The organism is Fibrobacter sp., from assembly GCA_024399065.1.
Lineage (GTDB): Bacteria > Fibrobacterota > Fibrobacteria > Fibrobacterales > Fibrobacteraceae > Fibrobacter.
Genome location: JAKSIB010000002.1, coordinates 102263 through 129103, shown reverse-complemented (window position 1 = coordinate 129103; position 26841 = coordinate 102263). Strand labels below are relative to the sequence as shown.

Genomic DNA, 26841 nt, shown 5'->3' with positions numbered 1-26841 from the left:
TTTTGAAAAGATTTATTTAAATTAGGATGAAGAGGTTTTTGTTATGAACAAGAAAATTTTAGCTGTTGTTGCAGTTTCTGCAGTCACCGCAGTCTTCTGGGCCTGCGGTCAGGGGGAAATTTATGAACCCCTTGGTGCTGAAAGTGCTTTTTTGGCAGATCCTTCTGCTATGCCCAGTGGTCTGGCTGTTTGTCTTGCTTCCAAGACGAACTGCGATGGTGCTTTTAAAAAGGAAGAAGTTCCTGAAGATACCAGTTCTACCGATGATCCGACCCAGGGTGGCGAAAACACAGACTTTGTTGATACAACCACAATTGAAATTGGCGGTGGTGACGATGATATCGGTGAAATTCCTGTGAACCCGATTGACACCGTCGCTGTTCCCGAAGTTACTGGTTTGGGTTCTTGTAGCCCGGCTACTGCAGCCATCAGTAAGGGCGTGGCCGATGCCGGCCAGTTCAAGTTTACTCCGAACACCACTACCAGTGGCTATACCGGCATGAAGTTTGCAACTGCATCTTATGAATGGAGTTTCGAAGGTGCTCCCACTGTCAACGCTGGCGATAAGGTCAACGCAAACAGTGCTCATTTGACTTATGCCAATTCTGGTTCCTATGGTGCTTCTGTGATCGTGTCCATGCCTGATGGCGCTACCGAAACGATTGCATGCTCCCCGATCCAGGTCAATGGTGACCCCATTACCGGTTGTTCCTGCACTACTGATGTTGTCGGTACTGTAGACTTCCAGGCTACTCCGAACGTTTCCTGGAAGGTCTCGGGCTGTAAGAGTAATTCCGCAATCAATTCCTACACTTGGGAAGGTACTGCTGGTACTGAAACCTATACCCACACCTTTACCAAGGCAACTGATGGCTTTGCCCCGAAGCTTGTCGTTGGCAATGCAGACAAGACCGTTCAGTCTGTGACTTGCCCGGCGGTTCGCGTCAGCGATGGTCCGGAATATGCCTTCCACATTACCCGTACCGGCGGTCAGACCAAGGTGAAGGAAACCTCCCTCAGCATTCCTGATGGTGGCTGCATGGTGATCAATTACACCTTCGAACCGAGCTACGATGGTGACAAGCCCAGCGTAAGAGTTTCTTGCGAAGCTGGTCGTTCCTCTTGCGATGTGGATGTGCAGGTGAATAACCAGTGCCCGTCTGATGTTTCCTTGACCTTGACCTATGGTACACAGACTAAGTCTAGTACAAAGTCTTCCAGCAATGTCAACCTGCAGGACTTCATCCCGAATGAAGCACTTAAGCAGGGTGAAGACCTTACCCTCAGCAAGATGGTTTGCGTTGGCTTGACTGGTAACAGCATCAAGGCTGCAACTTGTAAGTTGAGCGTCTACTAGTTCTTACAAAGACTATTGAAAAAGGCCGTCAGTAATGACGGTCTTTTTTTTATCTACGGTAAATTGAGCTTTGACTTTCAAATGAAAAACGCGCGGCCATTCAGGTCGCGCGTCTTAAGATTCGTGTCGAAGCTTACTGCTTGATCGTGGGAGCCTGGCGGGCTACGGGAGCCAGTTCGCCGTGCTTGCGGAACAAGTGCTTCACCAAGGTGTTGAAGCCGCGGAACACGCGGTAGCGTTCACGGGGGTTCTTCAATGCCATGATGCCCTGGCGCCAGATGTAGCTGGGGCGGAGGTAGAACTCGCGGCGAGCCTTGTCGCAGAAGTCCACCAGAGCCTGGCTAGTGAGTTCGCCACGCTGGATGGTTGTACGGTGGAAACCGTCCTTGTCCAGCCACTGGTTGTAGTCCTTGGTCTGCAGGGCGCCGCTGGCCAAAGCTTCCTTGTAGGCTTCGGTACCGGGGTAAGCCATGATGGGGTAGAACTGAGCCGTATTGGGGTTCAACTTCTTGGCGTAGTCCAGAGTCATGCGGAGGGTCTGGGGAGTGTCGCCGGGGTTACCCACCATGAAGCAGCCGTGAACCAAGAGGCCTGCCTTGCGGGCGTTCTTGGTGAATTCGATAGCCTTGTCGGTGTTCTTGACGCCCTTGTGGATGTTTTCCAGAACTTCCGGGGAAGCGCTTTCGAAACCGACGCACATTTCGCGACCGCCAGCCTTCTTCATGAGCTTGAGAAGGTCCAGGGGGACGTCTGCGCGGGCGTTGCAGCTCCAGGTAATCTTGAGGCCGCGTTCCAGAATCAGGTTGCAGATGGCACGAACGTGTTCGTGGCTTGCGGTAAAGGTATCGTCTTCGAAGAAGACTTCGCCAAGATCCTCGAAGTTGTCCTTGATGTACTGCAGTTCGTCCACCACGTCCTTAGGATCGCGACGGCGGAACTTGTGACCATTCAAGGTCTGAGGAATGACGCAGTAGCTACAATGGTTGGGGCAGCCGCGGCCGCTGAGGATAACGATCAGCGGGTTCAGATTGGCGCCGTAGAAGTACTTCTTGTAGCAGCTGTAAAGATGCTTGCGGTAAACCTTGGAAACCCAGGGCAGTTCGTTCAGGTTCTCGATCTTCGGGCCTTCGGGCTGGAAGTCCACCTTGCCTTCGGCGGTACGGTAGGCGAGACCTGCAAACTGACCGATAGGGGCGGCACCTTCGTCGCCACGGAGGGTGCGGACCAGGTTGCGGCTGGTGTAGTCGGCTTCACCGATAATCACGTAGTCCAGGGCAGGTTCCATTTCCATGGATTCCAGAGGCTCTGCGGTAGCGTGAGTGCCCATGATGGCAATCTTCACGTTAGGCAAAGCTTCCTTGATAGCCTTGACCACCTTAAGGTCGTTCAAAATGCTGGGAGTGCTGGTGCTGCAGATGACCAGGGCCGGATCAAACTTCTTGATGCCTTCCAAGGTCTGGGACAGGTCCAGTTCCATGGCCGGGCTGTCGATGAGCTGAATCTCGTTACCGTCGGCTTCAACAGTGCCGGCAGCATAGCTCAAGAACATTGGCCAATAAAGTGTACTAGACTTCGTTACACACGGGCTGCGGGATTCGCGGCTGAACATCGGGTGGAACGGAGGATTTAAAAATGTAATGCGCATGTCGCCCCACAAAATACATAAAATGAGGGGAATTAGTTACATTTTATGGCAATGAAACGCTTTTTTTTCGTTGTGAATATCTCCATAATCCTGCTGTTTGCGGCGGTTTCGGCTTTCGGTGCCGATGCCGGGTCCCAAAATGTGACGCAGGTCAAATATGACACGGTAAAAACCACTTTTGCCGATGGTTCCCTGGCCCGAGTTTATACGGTGCTGGCGGGTACGGATGTTCGCGAAGGGGTGGCTGTTTCCTACCATCCCAACGGCAAAAAGGCTGTGGAGGCTCCCTACAAGAACGGCAAGTTGGACGGGGTGTTCCGCAGCTATTATGAAAACGGAAAATTGTGGCAGACCATCGGTTACCTGGAAGGTATCGAGGAAGGAATTTCAACCACCTACTTTGAAAGCGGTGGGAAGAAATCCAAGGAAGTTTATAGGGACGGAATCCTGAACGGAATGACCGAGGAATATTACGAGAACGGCAATCTGCGCCGTAAGCTTCCCTATGTGAAGGGGCATATCCACGGTGTGGGAAAAGTCTTTGATGAAGTTGGTTCCTTGGTGGAGGAAATGACTTTTGAACATGGGATGAGACATGGCTCTTATCGCAGATACAAAAAGGGCCTCAAGGTTCTTGAGGCCAAGTTCGAAAACAACCGCTGCGTAGAAGGTTGTAATTTCTAACTGTCATCCCGGCTTCGCATTGCGTGTCATCCCGGCCTCCGAGCCGGCTGCAACACACTTAGGAACTTGTTCCTTAGTGTGGCTGGTCCCCGTAGGGGGAGGATCTCCTTTTCTTGCAGGACCTTTCTAGCAACATTCTTTACGGTTTCATCTGTAACGCCTATGCTGTAGGATAAATCATTCCATTCTGCATTGTTCTTTTCGACTAGATTTATCTTCCACAGTCTATGCCATCGCTTTAGTTGCTTTTCCCTTGCAATGGCGTGCTCTATTTGAAAAAAACATTCGTAGTATACAAGCGTGTCTATATTGTATCTTTGCGTAAATCCCTCGTTTCTTTTGGATTTATGCTCAATCATCCTACGGGTAAGATCGTTCGTTACACCGACATAGAAACAAGTCTTGTATTTGTTTGTGAGTAAGTATACGTAGAAGTTTTGCGAGTTCATAAGGCTCCTTTTGAGGTTCTACCTTATAACACGATTTTTATTTAATGTTTGGCATGTTTATTTTGTAAAAAAAAGGAGACCCCGGCCTTCGCCGGGGTGACATATGAATTCGGAACAAGTCCGGGGTGACAGTTTGGGGAAGGAGATCCCGGAACAAGTCCGGGATGACATTGTGCAGGTTAGTAACCGCTCCATTCGGCGGTGATGCTGGGGCTAGCCTTGCGGATGGCTTCGGCTTCCTTGCTGTTGTCGGCGGGGGCGATGTCGCCACTGGCAATACGGGCCTTGATGTCGTCGAAGGTTTTGGGACGTTCTTCTTCGGGGAGCTTGTCGCCGGGCACCTTGCAGGGCGCATCCAGTGCGGTCTTTGCCTTGTCCTTTACGGGAGAGTATTCGCGGGCGGCGGGCACCACGTAGAATTTGTCTTCTTCCGGACACCAGGCGGTAAGCTTCTTGCCGTACACGCATCCGGAATCCAGCCCGATGAAGTGGGGGCGACGGTCCACGAATCCCATCTTGGCCCAGTGGCCAAACACCACAGGCTTATTCCACGTCACCTGATCAAACCAGGGAATATCGTTCCAATAGCGGATGGACAAGATGACCTTCGGGTCCATATCCTCCAGACGCGTCTTGCCCGGTTCCAGCCCGGCATGGACCAGAAGCGCGTGGGGTGTGTCGCGCCAGAGGGGCCAGTTCTGAACCTCGGCGAGAATGTATTCCCAGTCTTCCAGAGGGAGACGGGCAAAGCGTGCGCATTGTTTTTCGGTCCAGTCGCATTGCGGCGTGGTCATCATGCGGATGAGGTGTTCCTCGTGGTTTCCGCGGACAGTCAAGATCCCGTTCTGCTGCACGAACTTGATGGCTCGCAGCATGTCCGGACCCTTGTTGATGATGTCGCCGGTCTGGTACAGCGTATCCTTCCCGCGGACGAATCCAAAGGCGTCTACAATCTTTTCCAGTTCATCGGCGCAGCCGTGAATGTCCCCGATGTAGAGGGTGCGGGCGCCTGACACTATACGGTCTTGCGCGCCTGACTCGACGCGATTTTGTGCGTCTGCGGAACTCATACGTGAACTGCCTGACGGAGCTTGTTCATTTCGTCGGCGGTGAGTTCGCGGAACTCGCCGGCAGGCAAGTCGCCCAGCTGCAGTCTGCAGTAGCTCACACGTTTCAAGTCGCGGATTTCATAACCTACGGCGCGCATCATACGGCGGATTTCGCGGTTCTTGCCTTCGGTAAGCACCAGTTCTGCAAAACCCTTCTCCAGGTAAATGTCTGTAGCGAAAGCGATTTCTTCTTCCTCTGCGCCTTCTTCACGGATGTCTACGCCGTCAACCAGCCTTTGGGCGGCATGTTCACTGAGGGGGCGGTCCGTCCACACGAAGTAGCTGCGGGGAATCTCGTAGCTGGGGTGGGTGAGACGGTGCAAAAGTTCGCCATCGTCGGTAAAGAGAATCAGACCGCGGCTCTGCAAGTCCAGACGACCCACATATTTCAACGTGTGGTAGCCGGGAGGCAGGTAGTCGTAGACAGTTTGACGTCCCTGGGGGTCGTCCTTGGTGCAAACGCATCCGGCGGGCTTGTGGAACATGATGGTGGTACACTTCTTGGGGAGGCGTGCGCGAACGCCGTCCACAACCACCTGGTCCTTTTCTTCGTCAACCTGGTGGCCCAAGTCGCTAATGACTTCGCCGTTGACCATGACCTTGCCGTCGGCAATCAAGGTGTCGGCAGCGCGGCGGCTGGCGATACCACATAAAGAAATGAATTTGTTGATTCTCATTTTATCTTCCTTGCAACTTCACAGCTGGAGCGTGATTAATTATGAATTACGAGATTTCGCCTTCCGATTTCTTTTTCAGCCAGGGCGGGACTCTCTTTGCCTTTGGCTTTTCTTCGGGTTCAGCCTCGGGCGGATACAGCAATCCAAAACGCAATCCGGCAGTACTGATCTTGAAACTTTCTACGCGGAGTTTTTCCAAAAGGGATTTCAGCCAGAACAGACCGCAGATGATTACTTCGTGACGGCCATTTTCCAAGCCCGGCAACATGGCGCGGAGTTCCTTGGAAAGGTTGGAAATTCTTGTGGTCACGGCTTCCAGGTCGCGGATGGTCAGTTCTAGGCCTTCGATGGCCTTGTAGTCGAACTGCTGCTTGTCCAGGTAGACCATGGCCAGAGCCGTACCGGTGCCACCGATCAGGAACACCTGCTTCTTGGTCATACCCTTGAAGCTAACGTCCTTGAAAGCTTCCTTTACAAACTTCTTGTATTCAGGACCCGGGATGGGACCCATTTCCTTGAACATCTTCAGGGCGCCCACGGGGATAGAGAAGGTGGTTTCGCCGTTGGAAAGTTCAGTGGAGCCGCCACCGATATCTACGGTGACGATATCTTCGCCGTGCCATTCCTTTACGGAACGGTAGGTCAGCTTGCCTTCCTGTTCGCCGCTGATGATCTGCGGGCGCATCCAGATGGCTTTTTCCACAGCGTCCAGGACTTCTTCCTGGTTGCTGGCGCGACGCATGGCTTCTGTCATGACTACAGCCTGGAGCTTTGCACCCAGGGCATGCAAGTCCATACGGAACTTCACCATGATATCGCAAAGTTCCTTGATACGCTTTTCGCTGATGGGGCGGGGTTCGTCGGAGCCGTCGTCGTAAACGTCTTCGCCCAGGCGGCAGACTTCCGCCTTCTGGAGCTTGGGAACTAATTTACCCTCTTCGAAAGCAGCAATCAGCATAAGGCAGCTGTGGCTTCCGATGTCTACTGTGGCGATAAGCTTATTTTCCATAAGGACCTCGGCCTACTTGTCGGCGGAACCTTCTGCGGCTTCCTTGTCTGCGTCGCCATTTTCCGTAGACTTGGCTTCCTCGGCCTTCTTCATGACGCCTGCCTTGATCTTTTCTGCGAGGGAGGCGGGGTTGGTCAAGAATTCCTTGGCGTTGGCGATAGCTTCTTCGACGATGGAATCCGGATGCTTGACCACCCAGCTTGCCACCAGGTCTCCAGATTCGCTTCCCAGTTCCTTGCCCTGGCGAAGTTCCTGGCCCATCTTGAGAGCCAAAAGCAAGCCAAGTTCGAAGGCGCGGGGTTCTGCCTTGTCTTCCAGAAGCTTTTCGACGCGGCTAATGCGTTCGTCGTAGGGAATGTTTTCAAGTTCGGCGAGATCTTTTTCTGAAATCATGTGGCTAAAGATAGAATTTCAAATGACTTGAGTTGGCTGGGTACAAAAAAAGAGCTCGAGATTTCTCTCGAGCCCCAAGTTCTTGGTTAAGAAAGAGCTATTACTTCTTCTTAGCAGGAGCCTTCTTAGCAGCCGGCTTCTTTGCAGCGGGCTTAGCAGCAGCCTTCTTAGCGACCGGCTTAGCAGCAGCCTTCGGAGCAGCCTTCTTGGCAACCGGCTTAGCAGCAGCCTTCGGAGCAGCCTTCTTGGCAGCCGGCTTAGCAGCAGCCTTCGGAGCAGCCTTCTTGGCGACCGGCTTTGCAGCAGCCTTGGGGGCAGCCTTCTTGGCAGCCGGCTTAGCAGCAGCCTTCGGAGCAGCCTTCTTAGCTACCGGCTTTGCAGCCTTCGGAGCAGCAGCCTTCTTAGCAGCGGGTTTCTTTGCAGCAGCCTTCGGGGCAGCCTTCTTAGCAGCAACTTTCTTTTCAGCCATTTTATTTCTTCCTTATGGTTATGTTGATTAGATGTGTATAAAATAACTTTGTTTTCACAAATAATCAACACCTTTTTACAAAAAAAATGAAAAATTTTTTCACAGTGCGAACTTTATCACAAAAATTTTTGTATAGGCGGTTTGTTAATTTGTGTGTAACTTGTATTTTGGATAAGGAAATTCTGTTTTTTGAACAAGGGAATGGTGCTTTTCGAACAAGGTATTCCCTGATTATGAATAAACGATTCTTCCTTACTGCCAGTAAGGAAAGAATGAATTTTGATAAAGAAAAACTGCTGTTCTGTAAACGAAAAAAGCCCGGCGCAGGGCCGAGCTTTTGTCTGTTGCAATTTTGTGTATTGACCGATTCGTGTCAACCCTGTTTACAGCCAGTAGGTTGCAGCCACGCGAACGGTGACATCGTTGGGGTCGAAGGTCGGGCTCTTGGCCATGCTCATGAGACCGAACATCAGGTGTACATCGATGTCCACCGGAACCTTGTCGAAGGGCAGCGGGCGGCCCACGCCAACGGAAAGACCCATGGTAAAGGAGTTGACCTGGTCGGCCTTGACAACCACGTCGTCAGTAGAAGTGCTGAGGTTGATGGTGAAAACCGGGCCGACTTCTGCGTAGAAACCGCTTTCATCACCGGTGGGCAAGACCAGACGGCAAAGGATTGGAATGTCAAGGCCAAACTGGTTGAAGGAGTGGTCTCCCAGGTTGGTGCGATGATGAGATTCACCCGACTTCGAGAACTTGTTTCCTGCATCGGTGTTAGAATATGCCGTAACAACGGAATCCATGATCATGGTTCCGGAGTGCATGCGGTAATTCAGCAACAAGTTTCCGCGGATGCTGATGGAATTGTTGATGGGGAATTCGATGGATCCGCCCAGTTCAAAGCCGAAACCGCTAAGACCGTTGCCTCCTGTAAGAACCATAGATTCTTCGTCGTAGGAGAAGGGGGTGGAACCGGGCAGTTTTTTCTTGGAAAGTGTATAACCGTCTTCCATTCCGGCTACGGTGTTGTAGCCCAGGGCCAGGTTGCCGCCGAAACGGATGCCCTTGTCGGCTGCGAAGCTACCGGAAACCAATAAACCGGTAGCGATCAATGCTATAGTAAAAATCTTGTTCTTCATGGTGAACCCCATATTATAATCCCATTAACAGATATCTAATAAAAAAGACTGCGGTTGTAAAGTAACGTTTTGTATAAAGTATGGTTAGATTGTCTTCACGCTTTCCACGTACTTTTTCATTCCTTCTACGCCAACGCTGTACATATCGGCGAACTTGGTGGCGAAAGGCGGAATCTTTCGGTTGTGCATGCCCAGGGCGTCGTGCATCACCAGAACCTGGCCGTCGGTAAAGCGTCCGCCGCCGATTCCAATGGTCACTGCCTTCACGGCTTCCGTAATCTGGGTGCCCAGAGCCTCCGGAATGTGTTCCAGAACGAACTCGAAGCACCCGATGCTGTCTATATACTTGGCGTCGGCCATGATCTTGGCGGCTTCTTCCTCAGTCTGACCCTTCTGCTTGAAGTTGGCGGCGGTCTGGGGCAAAAGGCCCAAGTGACCACAAACCGGGATGTCGTGGGCGATCAAGTTCTCGATGACGCCTGCGGGAACCCCTTCCAGCTTGACGGAGCTGGCGCCTACATCCATAAAGCGGCGGGCGTTATCCAGGGCCAACTGGGGGTTGGCGTCGCTACCGTAGGGCATGTCCGCCACCACGTGGGTGTTTGCGGCACCGCGGCATACGGCGCCTACGAAAATCAGCATTTCATTCATGCCTACCTCGCGGGTGCTCTTGTAGCCAAGCATAGTGTTGGCCAGGCTGTCTCCCACGAGAATCTGGTCTACGCCTGCAGCCTCTGCCATCTGGGCAAAAGCGTAGTCGTAGGCGGTGATCATAGATACTTTTTCGCCCTTGGCCTTCTTCAACTTTATGTCGTTTGCGCTGAGCATAGTCTTCTAATCTCCTGTAACCATTGTAGAGAATGAATTTCCTTTAAAAAGCCGATGTGGTTCCTGAGGTAGGCGAGGAGTGCATTCTCCACGAATACCCGGCTGTCGCCGATGCTTTGGCCATTGCGCAGGGCCCAAAGTCCCGCTGTGGTCTGGATGCGGGCGCGGGGCGTGTCGACACCTTGGCAGGCCCTGCAGATGAGACCCCCGGATTCCGGATGGAAATCTGCCGGCGGCTCCTCCAGCGAACGTTCGCAACGGCTGCAAGTTCCCAGGTCCAGGTGGTAGCCCCACAAGTCGCTTGTATCCAGGAGCCACTGGGCAAACACGTTGCTTATGGGCTGCGCGGTGCCTAAATCATCCGCGCTATTCAAGTTATCCAATGCGCGGTTCAGCAACGCGAACTCGTCCTGCAAGGGAACCCCCGGCGGGGCGTAACGCATCACGATCTCCGCCATCACCTGTGCAACCGCAGTACTCATCAAGTCGTTTCGCATATTGCCGTGCCAGTCCAGGAGGGTTGCCTCCTTCACGAACATGAGCCCGTCGCCGCTAGACTTTTGCGGGTTCTGCCGGAACACCACTTCGCTAAGAGCCAGCGGGTCCAGCGCCCCCTTGAAAGGCGACTCCTTGCGCTTGCCTCCCTTTAATATAAAGGAGACAACGCCGCTCTCCTCGGTTAGGGCCTTCACGATAAAACTGGAATCGCTGTACGGAAACCGATGAAGAACAATGCAACGAGACTTGACTAACACGCATTAAGCCTGCGGGAACGGGGGCCAACCCAACTTCTGGCCGCCCACCACATGCAAATGAATGTGGAAAACAGTCTGGCCCGCGTCTTCCTTGCAGTTGAACACGAAACGTGCGCCAGATTCTTCGAGACCCAGTTCCTTTGCGATGCGCTGTGCGTGGAACAAAAGCTTACCCACCAGCTCGCAATCCTCGGCCTGCATCTCCATGAGGCTGGAAATGTGCTTCTTGGGAATCACCAGGAAATGAACCGGTGCCTGGGGGGCGATATCGTGGAAGGCGAACACATCGTCGTCTTCATAAATCTTCTTGGAAGGGATCTCTCCCTTGATAATCTTACAGAAAAGGCAGTTTTCACTCATAGTACGGGGAATAATAGAAAAATGTAAAACAGCCAAATGACGCATGGGCCTGGTTTATACTACACCGCAGAATGCAGCGCATTCCGCCTGGGTGAGGCCAAGCTGCTTGCGTCGTGTTTTGACTAATGAGGCTATGTATTTAAAACTACAGGCTATTTTATTCTCAAATGGGAATAAAAAATGTATATTTTTGTTCTTGAATGGGAATAAAAATATGAGCAGTTTAAGCTTGTCGCAATTATCCACGATTTTGACTGATTTTCGGGAGTCCGCAAGACTTGTCCAGTTCGTGCGGCGCTCCTTTGAATTCGAAAATTATGGTTGTTATGTTTTTGTAGGGGTGCGTCGCGCAGGAAAGTCGTACTTGATGTTTCAGCGAATGAATGAGCTGGTCTCCCAGGGGGTGGACTGGGATGATATCGTGTATGTGAACTTTGAAGATGAGCGCTTGATTGGTTTCGATACCGAGGATTTCAATAAGATTTTGGAAGTCCAATATTCTCGGAGATCCGCGAAACCTTATCTGTTTCTTGATGAGGTGCAGAACGTTCCTGGTTGGCATAAGTTTGTACGTCGTCTGGCGGATAGCAAACATATTGTGTATGTAACTGGCAGCAATGCAAAAATGCTCTCTGGAGATATTGCGACGACTCTCGGTGGTCGTTATCTCATACGGGAGGTATACCCTTTCTCGTTTCGCGAGTTTCTTGATGCTAAGGGGGCGCAACTGCCTGCCCTGCAGAAATCCTCTATCGCGATGTCCACTGCAGAACGTGGCCGGCTAGAAGGACTTTTCGAACAATATTTTTTATTTGGTGGATTTCCTGAAAGCCTTGCCTTTGTGGATCGACGTTCCTATGTGTCCAGCGTATTTCAAAAGATCTACCTTGGTGATGTGATTGCTCGCAATGGAATAACTAATGTGATGTCGTTGAAGGTCATGTTGAAAAAACTGGCGGAAAGCGTCAAACAGCCGGTTTCCTTCAATAGAGTCTGTAATATTGTTGGCGCTTGTGGGGTCAAGGTCGGTATCAACACCATTATCTCGTTCATCGGCGCCTGTTCTGATTCTTGGTTGTTGCTTCCTCTCAGAAACTATACCGGCAAACTTGTGGATAAGGAAACTAAACCGAAGTATTACTTTGTTGATAATGGAATTCTGAGCCTATTGTTGGTGGATCCGACGACCACGCTGCTAGAAAATATGGTTGCTTTGAGTCTGTTTCGTAGGTATGGTCACGATCTGGATAACGAAAGAGTTTTCTTTTACGGAGCCGCCTACGAGGTTGATTTTTACGTTCCGGAAGATGAATTGGCCGTACAGGTATCCTTTGCCATTGGCGGAGATGAGACAACGTTTGAAAGGGAGGTTTCGGCGTTGTCGAAACTCCCAAAGGTTCTGCCATGCAGGCGGCGTGTGGTTGTTACATATGGTGAAGAATGCAGCCTGAGGGATTCCTACGGTGAAATAGAGGTTTTGCCGTGTTGGAAGTGGCTTTTGGACTGATTTCTGTGATATACTCCACATTGGAATAATAAAAAAGTAAGAATTTTGGGTCTGATGCCTTTACTTTGTAAAAAATTATCTATAATTGAACCATCCAAAACGCGTAAAAATGTGCCTCTTTTGGATCAAAAGCCAAGAATTTTGTGATAACCGTCACTTTCATGACACAACTGTGACACAACTGTGACAAAACTTTGACAAAACTATTGACATTGGTCAGAAAAGAGATATATTTATTTACGTAAACGAGAGGAAACACTTCGGAACACTAACGCTCCTCGGTGCCAGTCTCAAACAAGTGTGTAACATATAACAAGGAGTACACTATGAAGAAGCAAGGTTTTACCCTTATTGAATTGATGGTCGTGATCGTTATCATGGGCATCCTCGCAGCCGTCGCAGTTCCTAAGCTGTTCGGTATGATCGCTAAGTCCAAGGCATCTGAAGTTGGTCCCGCTGCTGGTACCTACGTGAAGTTGCAGGATGCTTATGCTGCAGAACGTAACGCAGCGGGTGGTTGGAAGCTGATTGGCTATACCATTCCGGCTTCCAATAATTTCAGCTACAAGGGCGGCATCACTGAAGATGCCACCGTTGAACTGACATCTTTGAGTAATAACATTGGCTGGCAGGCTCAGAATAAGGTTGCACTCAATGACTGCGCTACAGATGGTTGCTTCTGGGATGTTGTTGTTAATAATGGTGATAAGGGAGGCCAAATCAAGTATGCTGCTTGCCTTACTGCCGACGCCGCTCCTTTGACAGCAAACTTCACTGCAATTAGCACTCCGGGTGAAAACTGCACTGTTAGCACCGCTGCAGTTCAGTAATTCGTCGCTGACAAAAGACACTAAAAAAGGACTCCCGTTTGGGAGCCCTTTTTTACATTTGTGGTTAGGCTGAATTACTTACCGATGTTTTCGAAAGTCGGAGTCAAGGCCAGACAGTCTGCACCGCCATTAACCTTGGCGTCAAATGTCAGATCCTGAGCGCCTTCTGCAGCTTGGATGGAAACCTGCCAGTTACCTGTGGCTTCGGTATTTGAACCAGTTCTGGATGCGCCAGTACATTCGTTCAATTTAGCCAAGTTGTGAGCAGTCCAGCCAACAGTAGATGATGTTACAGCTGTCGCCGTATTGGTGGCAATGCCACCGCCCATACCATAAGCAAAGTTAGTGGTCAAACCGTTCACGCCGGGAGCCGCATAACCGATGATAGTCCAACCACCCGCCTTAAGAGATTCAGAGAAGTATGCCTGCTGCAACTTCACGTAGGAAGAATATTTTTTCGCTACGATCTCAATAAACTTTGTTATATTAGAGAGCATGGATGAACTTTCCAAAAACAGGGCTGAATTCATTGTTTGGGTGCTTTCTGATTTTGCGGAACAGCATGGCATGAATGACGTTGAAGCGTATAGGTACGCAAAAAAACATGATGGCATTTCGTATCTAAATGCGCACTATGGTATTCTTCACACACAATCCATGGAGGATGCCGTAGAGTCTTTGGCCGAATTTTGCAAGAACCATGGCGGGGCGGTAGCATGAAGCTCTATCATGGCACGAATATAGACTTTGATGCTATCGATCTGCAAAAATCCCACAAAAACAAGGATTTCGGCCAGGGCTTTTATTTGACCGCCGATAGAGATCAGGCTGAGCAAATGGCGGCTAACAAAACGGCTCTGTTGGGCGGATCTGCGCAAATATTGGAATTTGAGTGTCCCGAAAACATTCTGGATGTGAAAAATCTGAAAGTAAAGGTTTTCTCAGGCTATTCTAAGGAATGGGCTGAATTCATTTTGCTGAACCGCAATAAATCTAGCGAAAAACGGCAACACGACTACGACGTTGTCTACGGTCCTATTGCGGACGACAAGGTTGGTTTGCAGATAAAGTTTTATCAGCAAAATTTTATTTCACTAGACGTTTTGATGGAACGGTTGAAGTTCCATCATGTAACTTTTCAATACTACTTTGGTACAGAACGAGCTCTAGAATTTTTGAAGAGGGTTCATGAGTAACCAAGAGCAAAAATTTCTGATTAATTCTATCGCTGCAGAAACAATCCCAATGATTGTTTCCGATTTCGGCTGTCCTCAGGAAAAGGCCATGGATTTACTTTATAATTCTAAAAGCTATGCAGCTCTCTTAAATGCCGCAACTGGATTGTATTTTCAAAGCACAGCATATTTCTATGAGATATTAAGGAACGAATTGGAACATTTCTGATTTTCGTTATTTGTAACGTTTAAATGTAGCTTACCGGCACCGCATCAACATTTTCGGTTAGCGGAAAGTAAGTTGAGGACAGACACACGACCGCGCCCTTTCCTGTATTAAGTGATTCCAGTACAGAAAAATTTTTAGTATCGTCTTTCTTTGGCGACGATGACTTCTTGAACTCTATCGGGTACAGAATTCCGTTTTCATCGATGATTAAATCGATCTCTTTTTTTTGTTGGTCACGATAGAAATAAGCTGAGCAACGCTTGCCGTTGTGCATGTAGCTTTTTAGAATTTCGGCAATGGCGAAGTTCTCGAACAAAGCGCTGTTCTGGGCACCCGCTTCCGCAGCTTCTGGAGATAGCCAGCCGGTAAGGTAACAAACTAGGCCGGTATCCCAAAAATAAAGCTTGGGGGTCTTCACGGTTCGCTTAGTTATATTTTTGGAATAAGGTTCGAGAAAAAATACAAGGCCTGAATTTTTCAAGATGGAAACCCAGGATTTAACGGTAGGCACAGAAACCCCAACATCCTTTGAAATGTCGGTGTAATCTAGCATTTGTCCGCTACGGGCTGCTGCTGCCCGGATGAACTTGTAAAATTGCATCTCGTCGCCAATAGAAACAAGGTCACGCACATCGCGCTCAATGTAGGTTGTTACATACGATTTGTAGAATGTATCCCAATCCATGTCTTCGCGCGTTACCATTTTAGGGTAACAGCCTCGCCAAATCATGTCGTAACATTCAGTAAGGGTGAGTGACTTTTGTTCCTTGAGCGATGTTGTTGAAAACGGGGCTTTTTTAAAATTTCCGGTACGTTCCGCAATGGAAAATCCTTGGAGCTCTACAATTCCTATTCTCCCGGCGAGCGACTCCGTTACACCGCGCATCAATTGGAATTGTTGAGATCCGGTAAGCCAGAACAGACCGTCTTCCTGCCTTTCGTCAGCAATGATTTTGATGTAGGGCAAAAGCTCTGGAGCATATTGAATTTCGTCAATTAATACAGGGGGCGCAAATCGGTCCAAGAACAATTCGGGCGACTCCTTTGCCAGCAACCGTAAGTTCACGTCGTCCAAGGAAACATATTTCCTGGACTTGTCGCATTCCTTCAAAACAGTCGTTTTACCGACTTGTCGAGGTCCTGTAATCAATACCACAGGGAAAGTGCGGCTGATTTTCTTGATACTGTTTTCAATTGTCCGATGTGCGTAAACCATGTCTTCTTCCAATTTAATGACAAATTTAAAATCAGACTTTAAATCTGTCAATAAAATCATGTAAACTTTGGTTTACTTTCAAAGAAATGCAGAAAGTTGTCAATAAAATTTGAAAAACTTTGTTGTTTTTAAAAGATTTTTGAAATCTTTAAGGATTTTTTGAAAGTGCGTATGCTAGAAGGGAAAACTTGTTACTACGTGAAGTTGCAGCAGGCATATATCTCTGAAGCCGGCACTGTTCTTGGTAACTATAAGATTATTGGCTACTCTACTCCGGGTCAGGCTGATAAGACCACCAATTTCGATTATACCGAAGCAACTCGTAGCTGGGACAACAACACTGTTGCTCTGTCTACCACTGACATCGAAGATGCTTGGCAGGCTGCAAGCCGTGTGAAGCTGAATGATTGCGCTATTGGTCAGAAGTGGTCTATGAAGGTTAAGGCTTCCAGCACCAACGCAGGTGAAGCTACTTTCACTGCCGTGTTGCCGACTTCTGATAACTGTGCTCCGTTGACTCCGTCTTATTCCAATATCGGCAAGTAGCCTAACAGCAAAAAAATGTAAAAGAGGGCCCCCGTATGGGAGCCCTTTTTTGTTTTTATCATGCTGCATTGTTCTGTCCCACCGCGGTTAAGGTTGCGGTGGAAGAGGTTTCAGTAGACGCGTTCGCCTGTTCGGCGTTTTTTTCTTTTTCGCTGGCAGCCTTCTTTTCGGCACGCTGCTTGTCGCGGCTCTTGTAGAGGCTGCGGCGGGTATCCGCCATCAGTTCCACTTCACGTACGAGCCAACAACAATCGGTGTCCCCCTTGGAAGTTGCCAGGTACTTTGCATAATTCAACAGCAGGTAGAACGCCTCGGTACATTCATTGCGGAGCAGGTTGTTGTTTTCCTGCTCACGAATGCGGCGTTCTTCCACACAGCTCTTGACTGCGGCCAAATATTCCTTTTCTGCGGAGTCCAGCAGATTGAACCACCGTTCAAGATCGCTACCCGCATAGACCGCGGCAAAAGTCTCGCTTGCCACAAGTTCCGACACATTGGCGATGGTCAGGTCGATCATGGCGGTAACCTTGTCGCGGTCTGCGTGGGAAACACGTACGTAGCCCTTAACAAACTTCCATACATTGTTTGCAAGCGTTTCCATGTCGGCATTGGGGTGCTTGGTAATGGACTTTACGTAGTTGCGGAATCCGCTGAATGCTTCTGTGCGCTTGGAGCTGTTGATTGCGGCAATCTTCTTTGCCTCGGCTTCGGCGATGCTACTGATGTAACCTCCAAACTTTTCAACCGCAGAGGTGTATGTATCAAGCAAGGTGCGGAATTCCTTGGCGTTGATCTTGCTGGCCTGCTCTACTACGTTCTTGTGGAAACCGTAGAAGCCTTCGTTGGTGAGCTTGTGAACGTTGATGATATTTGCGTTCGTCATATTGTTATCCTCCTTTAGGATTTTGTGTTTGTTCATCTGGCCGGGCAGCTCCCGACTCATTGAACAGCAAACTACAACATCAATTTTGACGAGAACAGCAAATTCCGGAATTTTTTGCAACCGGGTTCAAAACGGGATTTTGACGGGAAAAGGCTGTTTGGAGTGAAACGTCAATTTTCCCCGATGAAACGTCGGATTTTCCCGACGAAAAGTTTGCCTTTTCATGTCGTTTTTGCGTTAGGGGGTGTTTTTTACCGGCACCAATTATTCCAACTTGGATGGAAAATTCCCTGGCAATGGTGTTCAGACCGCGCTCCAACGCGTACGAATTCACTTTGAATAGGGTTCATAGTGCGCTCGTACGCGTGAAATTTCACTCTGAATAGGGTTCAAAATAGATTATCACGCGTACAAAATGACTCCGAATACGATTCATAGTCCGTTTTAGGTTGTACGAATTGGCTCTGTATATAGTACAAAGCGACTTTGCACACGTGCGAAAAGACTCTGGATACGGAACAAAGTTGAATTTAGCGCGGGAGAAATTACTCTGAATAGGATTCAAAACGGCATTTAACGCGGGAGAATCGGCTCTGTACGCAACACAAAGCAAGTCTGTACATGGACAAATTGAGTCTGTATACTATTCGTGGAGAGATCGTACCCGTACAAGACGACTTTGAACACGCAAGGAAGTTTAAATGATCAAATCCATACAAAGAAAAAAGGACCTCCCCAAAGGGAGGTCCTCTAAAGCTTTAAGCAGTCAAGCTATTACTTGCCAATCTTAGAGAAGTTCGGAGTCAATTCTGCACAGTCAGTGACGGCTTCAAAAGCAGCTTCACCTTCAGAGCCGGTGCTCTTTGCTACAGTGACATACCAATGCTTAGCAGCAGTGCAATCGTTCAACTTTACGTTGCTTGTCACAGCAAAGCCTTCAACAGCGTCAGAGCTAAGAGCTACGGTATTATTGGTGTAACCGCTTGCCTTGTCTGCGTAGGTAAAGTTTGTTGTTGTAGAGGATGCGCCACCAGTTGCATTACCGGTAGTGTTGTCACCCGGGCCCTTATAACCGATAATCTGCCAGTTACCAATAGCAACAGCTTCAGAGATATAAGCCTGCTGCAACTTCACGTAGGATATCGCATTTTTTTTGAATTTATGACCCGTGCAGCGAGAACATTTCGAAAAAAGTCGCGAATCCGGATCAAAGAACTGCAAATTATAAATTTGCAAAAAATCATCCCGTTCGGGAAAATTTTTAGTATTTTTTGAAAAATACGGCTCAATAATCCCGTACGGGATTATTATATTTCCATTTATGCGAATACTTCAGGTTTCAGACATTTCCGCGCTGGTTAAATCCAGAAGATCTCAATTGAACTTGACTCAGGCAGAGTGCGCAGCGTTCTGTGGTGTCGGAATCCGTTTTTTTTCTGAACTAGAAAACGGAAAGGAAACCCTGCAGCTGAACAAGGTTCTTCATGTTATCCAAATGATGGGCTTGAACGTTCATCTTGTAGAAAAGGAAAATGACAAGTGAATCTGAACGTGTTCTTCGGTAATGTCCTTGCAGGGAAACTGTCCTCAACTGCCGACCGAGGCGTCGTCTATTCCTATACGCAATCCTACGTGGATAAGAAATTTCCGGCCTTGTCCGTATCACTCCCGCTACGGGTGGAAGAGTTTTCTCAGAAGGAGTGCCTGCCTTTCTTCGCCGGAGTTCTCCCGGAAGGTGATGTAAAGCGTAGAATATCTGACTTTCTGCATGTTTCTGAATCCAGCACATTGAAACTGCTACAGGAACTAGGCGGTGAATGCGCCGGCATGGTTTCTGTGCTGCCAGAAGATACCGAACCTATTTTGAAGGATGCTTATGAAATAGGAGCGGAGAACTATAAAAAAGTATCGGAAGATACACTTGCCGGCTATATAAGGAATATTGATGTAAGACCGTTGCTTAAGGCTAATGAAGATTTACGATTGTCTCTTGCTGGAGCGCAGGAAAAACTGCCTTTGGCTTTTTTCGACAATCAATTTTTCTTGCCACAAAATGGAGCGCCCTCGACGCACATCATTAAACCGACTGGTAAAGGGGAACTCAGCACCCTTTCCGCAAACGAATATGTTTGCATGACGTTGGCCAAAAATGTTGGACTGGATGTTCCGAAAGTCGAATTTCGTTCTACTAACGGAGAAATATATTTATTGGTGGAACGCTATGATAGAAAATCCTCTGGACGCTCCATTACACGCATGCACCAAGAGGATATGTGCCAGGCCTTAGGAATACTTAGTGACAGGAAATACCAGAATGATGGAGGTCCTGGTGTTTTAGACGTATACCAACTTATAAACCGAGCTGCATCCATACCGCTTTTAGAATCAAGATCTTTTATTCTTAACGTTTTGTTTAACCTTATAATCGGGAACTGTGATGCCCACGGTAAAAACTATTCGCTGCTTTACGAAGGTAACTTTGTGAAGTTGGCTCCTGTATATGACACAGTTTGCACCTTGATCTATCCTAGCCTTACAAGAAAGACATCCATGAAAATCGGGAGCCATTATGAGATAGACAAAATCAAGGCTAGCGATCTTGAAACATTAAGTTTGGAGTTGGATATTAAACCCTCTGTAATGCAAAAACAATATGCAACACTGAGAGAGAAAATTCTGAATTCCTTTTCAATTTTGCGCAAGGATTCTGCTTTAAATTCTTATACGGAATTGATTGATATGATTGAGAATTGTATTCAAAGCAGAAATGTTTTGACATAAAAAAAGAGGTCCCCGTAAGGGGGATCTCTTTTTTTCCATATTCAACAGTGTTGATTACTTACCGATCTTGTCGAAATTCGGAGTCAAATCGTTGCAAACCGTGGCGACAGTTGCGGTAAATTCAGCATCACCTTCAGAGGAACCTGCCTTCTTGACTTCAACTTTCCAGTTGTCAGCTGCAGAATCGCAATCATTGAGCTTAGTCTTGTTTTTTACAGCAAAGCCCTTGACGGCTGTTTCGCCCAATTCAGCAGTGCTCTTTGCAGAATAGGAACCACCATCGCTATATTCAAAGTTTGTAGTTGCAGAAGCGATAGAAGAGCTCTGTTCGCCCGGGCCCTTATAACCGATAATCTGCCAGTTACCGATAGCAACTGCTTCAGAAACGTATGCCTGCTGCAACTTCACGTATTCTGCAGTATTTTTAAACGAAAATGAGTTGAAATAAATCTTGTATTTTTCAATGTTTGCGCGACCCTGGAATGTTCCAGGTATTAGGAGGCTATATGCTTTTTTATGATGCTGCAATTGAAAGTTTGAAAAATAACCCAGGTGAGCTGACTGAGGCGACCATTAGGACGTATCTGTGGAACTTGCGCAAGGTTTGTGATTTTATGCCTGATCTTGAGTGCAATGCCATTGAAGAAAAAATAATTCGTGATTTTAAGGTTCATCTTCAAGAAAAGGGAAATAAACCGGCGACCGTGACGAAGGCTTTATCGGTTTTTAGAATCTTTGTGAATCGATTAAGAAAAGAAGGATTGATTGAGAATGATCCTTTTATGGGAGTGAAGATTGGTCGGGTTTATACTCGTCGTGGCTTTTTGACAACTCGTGAACTGAAGCAACTTTATTTGAGTTACTCCGATAACAGGAACAAATTAACTGAAAAGGAACAGGAGTGTACCCGCATATTTTTGTTCAGTTGCTTTACGGGACTGCGCTATAGTGATTTATGTTCGCTTTCTGCAAATGAAATCTACGATTGGAAGATTCGCAAGCAGACTCATAAGACTGGTGAAGAAGTGTATATTCCGATCCCTGTGCAGGCTAGGTTGTTGTTGCCTTCAAAACTGAAGGGCGAAGAACCGGTCTTTCATGTGGCTGATAATTGTTCCTTCAATCGTCGATTACGCAAGGCGGCAAAGAAACTGGGTTTCCCAAAATATCTTCACTGCCACTTAGCTAGGCATACTTTCGCTACGACTTGTATTTCATTAGGAATTCCGCTGCCGGCGACAAGTAAGCTGCTGGGCCACCGCAACTTGGATACGACCTTAATCTACGCCAAATATGTGGATACATTCTTGGATAAGGAAATGAGAAAGTTCAATAGGTTGTGATGGCATAGAAAAGTTTTGTTATATTCGCACTGATGAACAAGCAAATCAAGGTATGTCAGGTTCTCCACGGTATTGTGGGTGGTGGCTCGGAGCAGGTGGTTCTGAACTACTGCTCGCGCATGAGTGATATACATTTTGATTTGCTTTATCAATATGAACCGAACCCACAGATTTTGGAACGCTTCAATGAGGCTGGAATAAACTGCATCCAAATTCCTGATAAAGTCCATCACCCTATTAAACATTTGTGGTCAATCTTCCGTATTTTTAGGAATGGTCACTACGACGTGGTCCACTCGCATTTGGACTGGTTCCTGAATGCCTATGTGATGTTCTTGGCTTGGCTGGCGAGGGTTCCGAAAAGGATCGCTCACCATCACCAGGCTTATCATCCCGCGAATCCGTTGCTGAAACTGCTGTGCGCAATGCTCCGAATCCCGAATAAAATGTTCGCTACCCATTGGCTTGCTTGCGGCCAGGCTGCCGCAGAAAATGGGTGGAGTAAGTGCACGGTTGCAAATGGCAAGGTGACTATTCTCCCTAATGCCATTGATCCGGAACGATTTAAGTTTGACGATGTAGCGCGTAAGCGAATTCGCGAGCAATACGGAATTGCAGAAGATGATTTTGTAGTGGGACACGTGGGAAGGTTTTTTCCGGAGAAGAATCATCGTTTTATTATAGAACTGTTTGCTGAATTATTGAAGAAAAATCTCAAGGCAAAACTTCTTCTTGTGGGGAATGGCCCTTTGCAAGATGATGTGAAAACATTGGTACACGAAAAAAGCTTGGATGATTCAGTAATCTTTGCTGGTCTACAGAAGGATACTGTTCCCTTTTATTGTGCGTTTGATGTGTTGCTTTTGCCTTCTGTGCGTGAAGCATTCCCCATGACCCTTGTGGAGGCTCAATATAATGGGCTACAGTGCATCGTGAGTGATGCCGTTCCTAATGAAGTTGCGATATCCTCTAGGGTGAAAAAGCTTCCCATAAAAGAAGTTCAGCCTTGGGCGGCTGAACTTGTAAAGAAGAATACTCGGGTTGAAAACGTCGATTGTCATGTAGATAACGACCGTTTTGATATTAGAAAGTGCTATGAACTTTTGGAACTTATTTATCGTTCTTGATAAAAAGATGTTTTAATTTATATAGATAAGGTAGCATATGGAATCTGTTGTTCAGTAGGTTTATCGCCTTATGCTTCAGAGGACTGTTTTCCCAACTGCCTGCGCAACAATGAGTTGCAAAACGGCCTTTGATTTCGTAGGCATTTTGTCCGATTGTAGTTGTTGGATATAAGACAATATTTTCTTTTAGATTTTGTTTTTCATTGATGTATCGGAATCCAAATTTTTCTGCGCATTGAGCTTGTATTACTGGAGCAAGCAAATTATTGTCAAGAATGTCTTTAAGAGATAAAGTCTTGTATTTGTCCAAACATTCTTTGATAAATAAGTGTTTCGGTGTACTTGCTGCAAATGCAGCTTGAATACCACACCCTGGTACTGATTTGGAATTTGTTAAGCGCTGATGGTTTTCATCAATGTTGTTTAAATAAGCTTGAATATCGGCGGGATTAAACTCTATTGCCGAAATGAAGTCTGCTATGAACAGCGGTTCTAAATTCTTGTGAATAAGAACATCTGAATCAAGGTATATTCCACCTTCATTATATAAGGCGTATAGTCGGATGTAATCTGTTGCGAATGCCCATTTTTTTTGTTCTACAGCTTCTTTGACAATTTTCACCGAAGAAATGTCGAAGTTTTCTGTTGACCATCGCTTGACTTTATAATCAGGCATGTTCTTTTCCCAGCTATCAATACACTTCAAAACGCCTTTAGGTAAAGGGTCGTTGCTGAGCCAACAGTAATGAATAATCTTGGGGATCATTTTTTACCAGATTCTACGCTCTTTAATAACTCGAATAAGCCCCTTAAAATTGGAAATAGGATCCCTTTTTATAAGCCAAAAGAAAAGAGATACGTATTTATTCTTGTTAATTAGTCTCTGTTTAGGAGTTAGCCAGGAACTAGCGTAATGATGCATTGTATAAGTTGAATCGGTAACCTCCATTTTCATTGTTTTCCATGAGAATGGACAAAAGTAATCTTTTGGAAAAATGGTGATGTCGTCAACTTTGGTGGTGATTCCTATTTCAGGAACCCAGCCGTGTTCAAGAAGCTTTTCGGATGTGTATTGGGTTACTGTTTTTAGTGCGTAATCTTTTTTGTTCTCTTCAAAGGATAGTTGACTGTATAAATCAAGCATTTCCTTGTAAAAGGGATGTCCCTTTGGTGCGGCGATTCCGATGCCTGGGTTGACAGAATTCTTTATGGATTTTTCATCGGAAAGTTTTAAATCCGTTTCAACACCCATATAAGGAGATTGCTCGAATATTGAGTCTAAAGGCTTGATAACTTCAACGTCAGTATCGAAATAAATCCCTCCATAATTGTAGAGAATCCAAAATCTGGCAACATCGCTAACAAATGCATATTTTTTGCATTTATAAGCTTGAGCGACATACGGAAAAAGATTTATATCAAAATTATCTTCATTCCATTCTTTTATTTCAAAGTCGGGTAGAAATTTTTTCCAAGAAGCAATGCACTTTAGAGCTAGTTCAGGTAAGGGCTTTTTGCCGAACCAGCAGTAATGAATAATTTTTGGCGTCATAATTTAATTGATGTTTTTAAAGGGCTGTACTTTTTGTAAAGATAATATATGTAGGGATGGATTGCTGTAATCAATAAGAACAGTTTAAGGATGATAGAAAGTTTTAAATCTAATTCTCGGTATTTAAGAACTTGTCTATATTTTTTGAATGCGGCGATAGCTTTTTTATTGTCCATATTTTTATAGGTTGTATAAAAATCTAGACATTGCCAACATAATTGGATGAACATTAAGTGCGTGATTCGATTATCCCCTAATTTTTGAATGAAAAGAAATCTTTGCTCACATGCATCTAAAAGATCTAGGGTTGGTCCCTTTCCCGTAATACTGTCTGTTCTTCTAATGTAATGGTATAAAGTCTTGTTGATGAAAACGATTTTCTTTGCCTTGTAATTTAGCAAATATGTTGTGAAGGTATCTTCGTGAGTTTTTCCTAAAGGAAATCTTATCTCATTGAATAAACTGTGATGGTATAGTTTTCCCCATGAAGCGATAAATGCAAGCCGGTTTGGCCCAAATTCTTCTGTTAAAGAATCAAAAAAAGAAACGATTTTTAATGGGCTATTTTTATCCGTTGATGTATTATTGTTGCCTATGACTAGGTCTGAATTGAGTTCTAGGGCAGTTTTTATTAATGTCTCAAAATAAATATTTTCTATGGAATCATCGCTATCCACAAAAGAAATGTATTCCCCTTTGCAAATGTCCAACCCGGCATTCCTTGCGTCCGATAACCCACCATTCTCTTTGTGAATCACAATAATGCGGTTGTCATTTACTGCGTACTCATCGCAAATTGCTGGACAACCATCAGGGCTTCCGTCGTCAACAAGAATGATTTCCAGGTTTGTATATGTCTGGTTGACAATGCTATCTAAGCATTGTCTAAGATATGGCTCAACCTTGTAAATCGGAACAATGACGGAAATTAGGGGATTATCCATTTTATCGCTTTAGAGAGTAGGTTCTGTTTTTGTTTTCACCCATGAAGCTGATAAATCCAGCTTCTTTTAGACGCTGCAGGTAGGTCTTTGTTTGTGTGATTTTCTTTCCGATGTGGCGCGCAATGTCTTTTGATGTTGAAGTCCCGTTTTGCTTTAGAAAATCGATGATCATGCTCTCGATATCATTTATCGTCGGTTTATCGTCGGTCCGCCAAATGATAACTTTAAATTGCGATGCATCGGGCTCGTTGACAAAATCAATATTGGAACACTCTTTGGTTGCTCGTATAATGCCAGAACCGAGTCCTCTGTAAACAAGGACCTTAGAGCAGAGATTGGCTATGGTGGGGTTACGAGCGCTAGAAACGCCCATTTTTATCGCATCAATGGTAAGCCCGTTGTAAAGAGAACCAGGGTTGATGATTTCTACACGATTCTTGAAGACTAATATTTTTATCGAGGATGGTTGTAGTAGATCAATGTGCACCAGCGCATTTTGCAAAATTTCTTCTAGAGCAATTTCTGAAATTTCAAGGATGCCGGTGGAGTTGAAGCTCTGTCCTTTTTGTTTGTGCTTTAAATTCGCCTTTAAAAATGCAAGGGCTTCTTTGTACATGAAGGGGATTGTTCCTTCGATGTCTCTGCTGTCCTGATATTCGGTATCGCCAATGTCATTTCCGTAAAAGGCAACAGCTTTTATTTTAAAGGTCTTTAGATATTTTTGCGGGTTGCGTCCAAAAAATAATAGTCCGGCCTGGGTTGCCTCCCCGGACTCTCTCATTGCGCAGAGGCTTGTTAAGATACTTTTATGAGGCTTGCCGAAATCCTCTTTGTCATTTCCGTAGACTTTTTGAAAAAAATCATTGATGTGGGTGGTTTCGAAGTCCTTGATGGATGTTCCCGGAACGGCTGCAGTTTCGGGTTTGTACATTTGGGAATCTTGGAAAAGAGATAGTATCTCGCAGTTCTCGGTTAGCTTGCGTTTGTCTGCAGCTTGTTTTACCCACATTGTCCCGTTAAGGTCCTTGTAGGGCTTATTCACGCCCTCATTGATGTGGGCTACAAGAACGTAGGACTTTTTTTTAACTTCGACGACTTCAGTTGTTAGATATATTGCAGGTCTAACTTGTTTAGTAGCTGCATTACCTAAATCGATGGAGGCTTGCTGAACTTTTTTTGCTGATAATCCAGTGACTATTCCTGTCTTATCTTTTACTCCGAAGATGATTATTCCACCTTTTGAATTGGCAAAGGCGATCATTTCTGATGCGATTTGCTTTTGACTAGTGAATTCTTGTTTGAATTGGACTTTACTGGTTTCGCCGCATTCAATAATCTTTTGGAGTTCGCTGGGTGTCATAGTAAACAATATAGATTATTGTTTTGGGGAGAGGCAATGATGTTGGTTTGTTACAGACAAAAATGCCTTTAGCGTCCATTTTTTTTGAGCGTTTTGTGTGTGGGGGGGGGCGACTTGACGTAGCTTTTTGTTTATTATAGATTGTAGGAGAGATACTGATTTTTTTTCAAAGAGGAGGTTTAAGATGGGTTTTGCAAAACACATGCTTGAGGATCAAGAAAATTTACGTAGAATTGCTATGGGAATCCTTAAACGGGTGAATGCTTGTAAAACATGTGATGTTCACGGATACGAGTACGTTATTGATGAAGGTAAATTACAAGATGCTTGCAAATTAGGAAATTCACAAATTTCAAAAGGCGAGCTTTTGTGTGACAGAAAGGAACTTATGGGTGCAATAAAGGATGTTCTTGATTCGACGCCTGAAGATTGTGTTGGTTGTTTGAAAGAATCGTCTGATGACTAACTGAAAAT

Annotated in this window: 31 protein-coding genes and 1 pseudogene; 13 read left to right on the top strand and 19 right to left on the bottom strand. The window is 46.4% G+C overall.

Features of this window, described 5'->3' with window-relative positions:
• Positions 1 to 43: 43 nt before the first annotated feature.
• Positions 44 to 1357, top strand: a complete 1314-nt coding sequence (locus MJZ25_01750) for a hypothetical protein (protein MCQ2122886.1) — start codon at positions 44 to 46, stop codon at positions 1355 to 1357.
• A 133-nt stretch (positions 1358 to 1490) separates the two neighbouring features.
• On the opposite strand, the gene MJZ25_01745 is transcribed toward MJZ25_01750, so the two are convergent.
• Complete coding sequence (locus MJZ25_01745; GenBank protein MCQ2122885.1) at positions 1491 to 3002, bottom strand: B12-binding domain-containing radical SAM protein; 1512 nt, start codon at positions 3000 to 3002, stop codon at positions 1491 to 1493.
• Between the two features lie 51 nt (positions 3003 to 3053).
• Between MJZ25_01745 and MJZ25_01740 the strand changes: the two genes are divergently transcribed.
• A complete protein-coding gene (locus MJZ25_01740) occupies positions 3054 to 3686 on the top strand; it encodes a toxin-antitoxin system YwqK family antitoxin (protein ID MCQ2122884.1) in 633 nt (210 codons plus the stop codon).
• Between the two features lie 628 nt (positions 3687 to 4314).
• Here the strand turns inward: MJZ25_01740 and MJZ25_01735 are convergent.
• The 9 genes from MJZ25_01735 to MJZ25_01695 form a co-directional block, all read right to left on the bottom strand.
• Complete coding sequence (locus MJZ25_01735) at positions 4315 to 5205, bottom strand: metallophosphoesterase (GenBank protein ID MCQ2122883.1); 891 nt, start codon at positions 5203 to 5205, stop codon at positions 4315 to 4317.
• On the bottom strand, positions 5202 to 5921 hold the full coding sequence (locus MJZ25_01730) for an rRNA pseudouridine synthase (GenBank protein MCQ2122882.1): 720 nt from the start codon (positions 5919 to 5921) through the stop codon (positions 5202 to 5204). The genes MJZ25_01735 and MJZ25_01730 overlap by 4 nt, the downstream gene beginning before the upstream one ends.
• Positions 5922 to 5967: 46 nt before the next feature.
• Entirely contained in the window at positions 5968 to 6930 is a 963-nt protein-coding gene (locus tag MJZ25_01725) for a phosphatase (protein ID MCQ2122881.1), read from the bottom strand.
• Positions 6931 to 6942: 12 nt separating this feature from the next.
• Positions 6943 to 7323, bottom strand: a complete 381-nt coding sequence (locus MJZ25_01720; GenBank protein MCQ2122880.1) for a hypothetical protein — start codon at positions 7321 to 7323, stop codon at positions 6943 to 6945.
• Positions 7324 to 7423: 100 nt separating this feature from the next.
• Entirely contained in the window at positions 7424 to 7792 is a 369-nt protein-coding gene (locus tag MJZ25_01715; GenBank protein ID MCQ2122879.1) for a hypothetical protein, read from the bottom strand.
• 383 nt (positions 7793 to 8175) lie between these two features.
• On the bottom strand, positions 8176 to 8931 hold the full coding sequence (locus MJZ25_01710) for a hypothetical protein (protein MCQ2122878.1): 756 nt from the start codon (positions 8929 to 8931) through the stop codon (positions 8176 to 8178).
• Between the two features lie 84 nt (positions 8932 to 9015).
• Positions 9016 to 9759 carry a 3-methyl-2-oxobutanoate hydroxymethyltransferase gene (panB, locus tag MJZ25_01705; protein ID MCQ2122877.1) on the bottom strand — a complete coding sequence of 248 codons (744 nt, stop codon included), beginning with the start codon at positions 9757 to 9759 and terminating at the stop codon, positions 9016 to 9018.
• Positions 9738 to 10514: a DNA repair protein RecO gene (recO, locus tag MJZ25_01700; protein MCQ2122876.1), complete on the bottom strand. Its 777-nt coding sequence runs from the start codon at positions 10512 to 10514 to the stop codon at positions 9738 to 9740. Before recO ends, panB begins: the two co-directional genes overlap by 22 nt.
• Positions 10515 to 10517: 3 nt before the next feature.
• Entirely contained in the window at positions 10518 to 10874 is a 357-nt protein-coding gene (locus tag MJZ25_01695) for a histidine triad nucleotide-binding protein (protein ID MCQ2122875.1), read from the bottom strand.
• A 196-nt stretch (positions 10875 to 11070) separates the two neighbouring features.
• On the opposite strand from MJZ25_01695, the gene MJZ25_01690 reads away from it, so the two are divergent.
• Positions 11071 to 12381, top strand: a complete 1311-nt coding sequence (locus MJZ25_01690; protein ID MCQ2122874.1) for an ATP-binding protein — start codon at positions 11071 to 11073, stop codon at positions 12379 to 12381.
• Positions 12382 to 12707: 326 nt separating this feature from the next.
• Positions 12708 to 12788 (top strand): annotated as a pseudogene (locus tag MJZ25_01685) (prepilin-type N-terminal cleavage/methylation domain-containing protein).
• 497 nt (positions 12789 to 13285) lie between these two features.
• Here MJZ25_01685 and MJZ25_01680 read toward each other — a convergent pair.
• On the bottom strand, positions 13286 to 13708 hold the full coding sequence (locus tag MJZ25_01680; GenBank protein ID MCQ2122873.1) for a hypothetical protein: 423 nt from the start codon (positions 13706 to 13708) through the stop codon (positions 13286 to 13288).
• Here MJZ25_01680 and MJZ25_01675 point away from each other — a divergent pair.
• The 3 genes from MJZ25_01675 to MJZ25_01665 are packed head-to-tail and all read left to right on the top strand — an operon-like array spanning position 13707 to position 14615.
• Positions 13707 to 13931, top strand: coding sequence for a DUF3791 domain-containing protein (locus MJZ25_01675; protein MCQ2122872.1), 225 nt, complete (start codon positions 13707 to 13709; stop codon positions 13929 to 13931). The genes MJZ25_01680 and MJZ25_01675 overlap by 2 nt on opposite strands.
• Positions 13928 to 14407 carry a DUF3990 domain-containing protein gene (locus MJZ25_01670; protein ID MCQ2122871.1) on the top strand — a complete coding sequence of 160 codons (480 nt, stop codon included), beginning with the start codon at positions 13928 to 13930 and terminating at the stop codon, positions 14405 to 14407. The genes MJZ25_01675 and MJZ25_01670 overlap by 4 nt, the downstream gene beginning before the upstream one ends.
• On the top strand, positions 14400 to 14615 hold the full coding sequence (locus MJZ25_01665; protein MCQ2122870.1) for a hypothetical protein: 216 nt from the start codon (positions 14400 to 14402) through the stop codon (positions 14613 to 14615). Before MJZ25_01670 ends, MJZ25_01665 begins: the two co-directional genes overlap by 8 nt.
• 19 nt (positions 14616 to 14634) lie before the next feature.
• Here MJZ25_01665 and MJZ25_01660 read toward each other — a convergent pair whose 3' ends face one another.
• Complete coding sequence (locus MJZ25_01660) at positions 14635 to 15891, bottom strand: ATP-binding protein (GenBank protein ID MCQ2122869.1); 1257 nt, start codon at positions 15889 to 15891, stop codon at positions 14635 to 14637.
• 111 nt (positions 15892 to 16002) lie between these two features.
• Between MJZ25_01660 and MJZ25_01655 the strand changes: the two genes are divergently transcribed.
• Complete coding sequence (locus tag MJZ25_01655) at positions 16003 to 16377, top strand: hypothetical protein (GenBank protein MCQ2122868.1); 375 nt, start codon at positions 16003 to 16005, stop codon at positions 16375 to 16377.
• A gap of 58 nt (positions 16378 to 16435) precedes the next feature.
• On the opposite strand, the gene MJZ25_01650 is transcribed toward MJZ25_01655, so the two are convergent.
• Together MJZ25_01650 and MJZ25_01645 are read right to left on the bottom strand one after the other, a co-directional pair.
• Positions 16436 to 17260 carry a DUF6261 family protein gene (locus MJZ25_01650; GenBank protein ID MCQ2122867.1) on the bottom strand — a complete coding sequence of 275 codons (825 nt, stop codon included), beginning with the start codon at positions 17258 to 17260 and terminating at the stop codon, positions 16436 to 16438.
• A gap of 774 nt (positions 17261 to 18034) precedes the next feature.
• Positions 18035 to 18394, bottom strand: coding sequence for a hypothetical protein (locus MJZ25_01645; GenBank protein ID MCQ2122866.1), 360 nt, complete (start codon positions 18392 to 18394; stop codon positions 18035 to 18037).
• Between the two features lie 187 nt (positions 18395 to 18581).
• On the opposite strand from MJZ25_01645, the gene MJZ25_01640 reads away from it, so the two are divergent.
• Together MJZ25_01640 and MJZ25_01635 are read left to right on the top strand one after the other, a co-directional pair.
• Positions 18582 to 18803 carry a hypothetical protein gene (locus MJZ25_01640; protein MCQ2122865.1) on the top strand — a complete coding sequence of 74 codons (222 nt, stop codon included), beginning with the start codon at positions 18582 to 18584 and terminating at the stop codon, positions 18801 to 18803.
• A complete protein-coding gene (locus MJZ25_01635) occupies positions 18800 to 20041 on the top strand; it encodes a type II toxin-antitoxin system HipA family toxin (GenBank protein MCQ2122864.1) in 1242 nt (413 codons plus the stop codon). The genes MJZ25_01640 and MJZ25_01635 overlap by 4 nt, the downstream gene beginning before the upstream one ends.
• A 54-nt stretch (positions 20042 to 20095) precedes the next feature.
• On the opposite strand, the gene MJZ25_01630 is transcribed toward MJZ25_01635, so the two are convergent.
• Complete coding sequence (locus tag MJZ25_01630; GenBank protein ID MCQ2122863.1) at positions 20096 to 20449, bottom strand: hypothetical protein; 354 nt, start codon at positions 20447 to 20449, stop codon at positions 20096 to 20098.
• A 98-nt stretch (positions 20450 to 20547) separates the two neighbouring features.
• Here MJZ25_01630 and MJZ25_01625 point away from each other — a divergent pair, with 98 nt between their 5' ends.
• Positions 20548 to 21384, top strand: a complete 837-nt coding sequence (locus MJZ25_01625) for a site-specific integrase (GenBank protein MCQ2122862.1) — start codon at positions 20548 to 20550, stop codon at positions 21382 to 21384.
• Positions 21385 to 21416: 32 nt separating this feature from the next.
• Positions 21417 to 22511, top strand: a complete 1095-nt coding sequence (locus tag MJZ25_01620; protein MCQ2122861.1) for a glycosyltransferase — start codon at positions 21417 to 21419, stop codon at positions 22509 to 22511.
• Here MJZ25_01620 and MJZ25_01615 read toward each other — a convergent pair.
• Genes MJZ25_01615 through MJZ25_01600 form a run of 4 tightly spaced genes read right to left on the bottom strand, consistent with a single transcriptional unit; the run spans position 22495 to position 26367 of the window.
• A complete protein-coding gene (locus MJZ25_01615; protein ID MCQ2122860.1) occupies positions 22495 to 23277 on the bottom strand; it encodes a glycosyl transferase in 783 nt (260 codons plus the stop codon). The two genes, MJZ25_01620 and MJZ25_01615, sit on opposite strands and share 17 nt — an antisense overlap.
• A gap of 3 nt (positions 23278 to 23280) precedes the next feature.
• Positions 23281 to 24063: a glycosyl transferase gene (locus tag MJZ25_01610; GenBank protein MCQ2122859.1), complete on the bottom strand. Its 783-nt coding sequence runs from the start codon at positions 24061 to 24063 to the stop codon at positions 23281 to 23283.
• Positions 24060 to 25007: a glycosyltransferase gene (locus MJZ25_01605; GenBank protein ID MCQ2122858.1), complete on the bottom strand. Its 948-nt coding sequence runs from the start codon at positions 25005 to 25007 to the stop codon at positions 24060 to 24062. Before MJZ25_01605 ends, MJZ25_01610 begins: the two co-directional genes overlap by 4 nt.
• 1 nt (position 25008) lies before the next feature.
• On the bottom strand, positions 25009 to 26367 hold the full coding sequence (locus MJZ25_01600) for a putative DNA binding domain-containing protein (protein MCQ2122857.1): 1359 nt from the start codon (positions 26365 to 26367) through the stop codon (positions 25009 to 25011).
• A 184-nt stretch (positions 26368 to 26551) separates the two neighbouring features.
• On the opposite strand from MJZ25_01600, the gene MJZ25_01595 reads away from it, so the two are divergent.
• Positions 26552 to 26833, top strand: a complete 282-nt coding sequence (locus MJZ25_01595; GenBank protein ID MCQ2122856.1) for a hypothetical protein — start codon at positions 26552 to 26554, stop codon at positions 26831 to 26833.
• Positions 26834 to 26841: the final 8 nt, after the last annotated feature.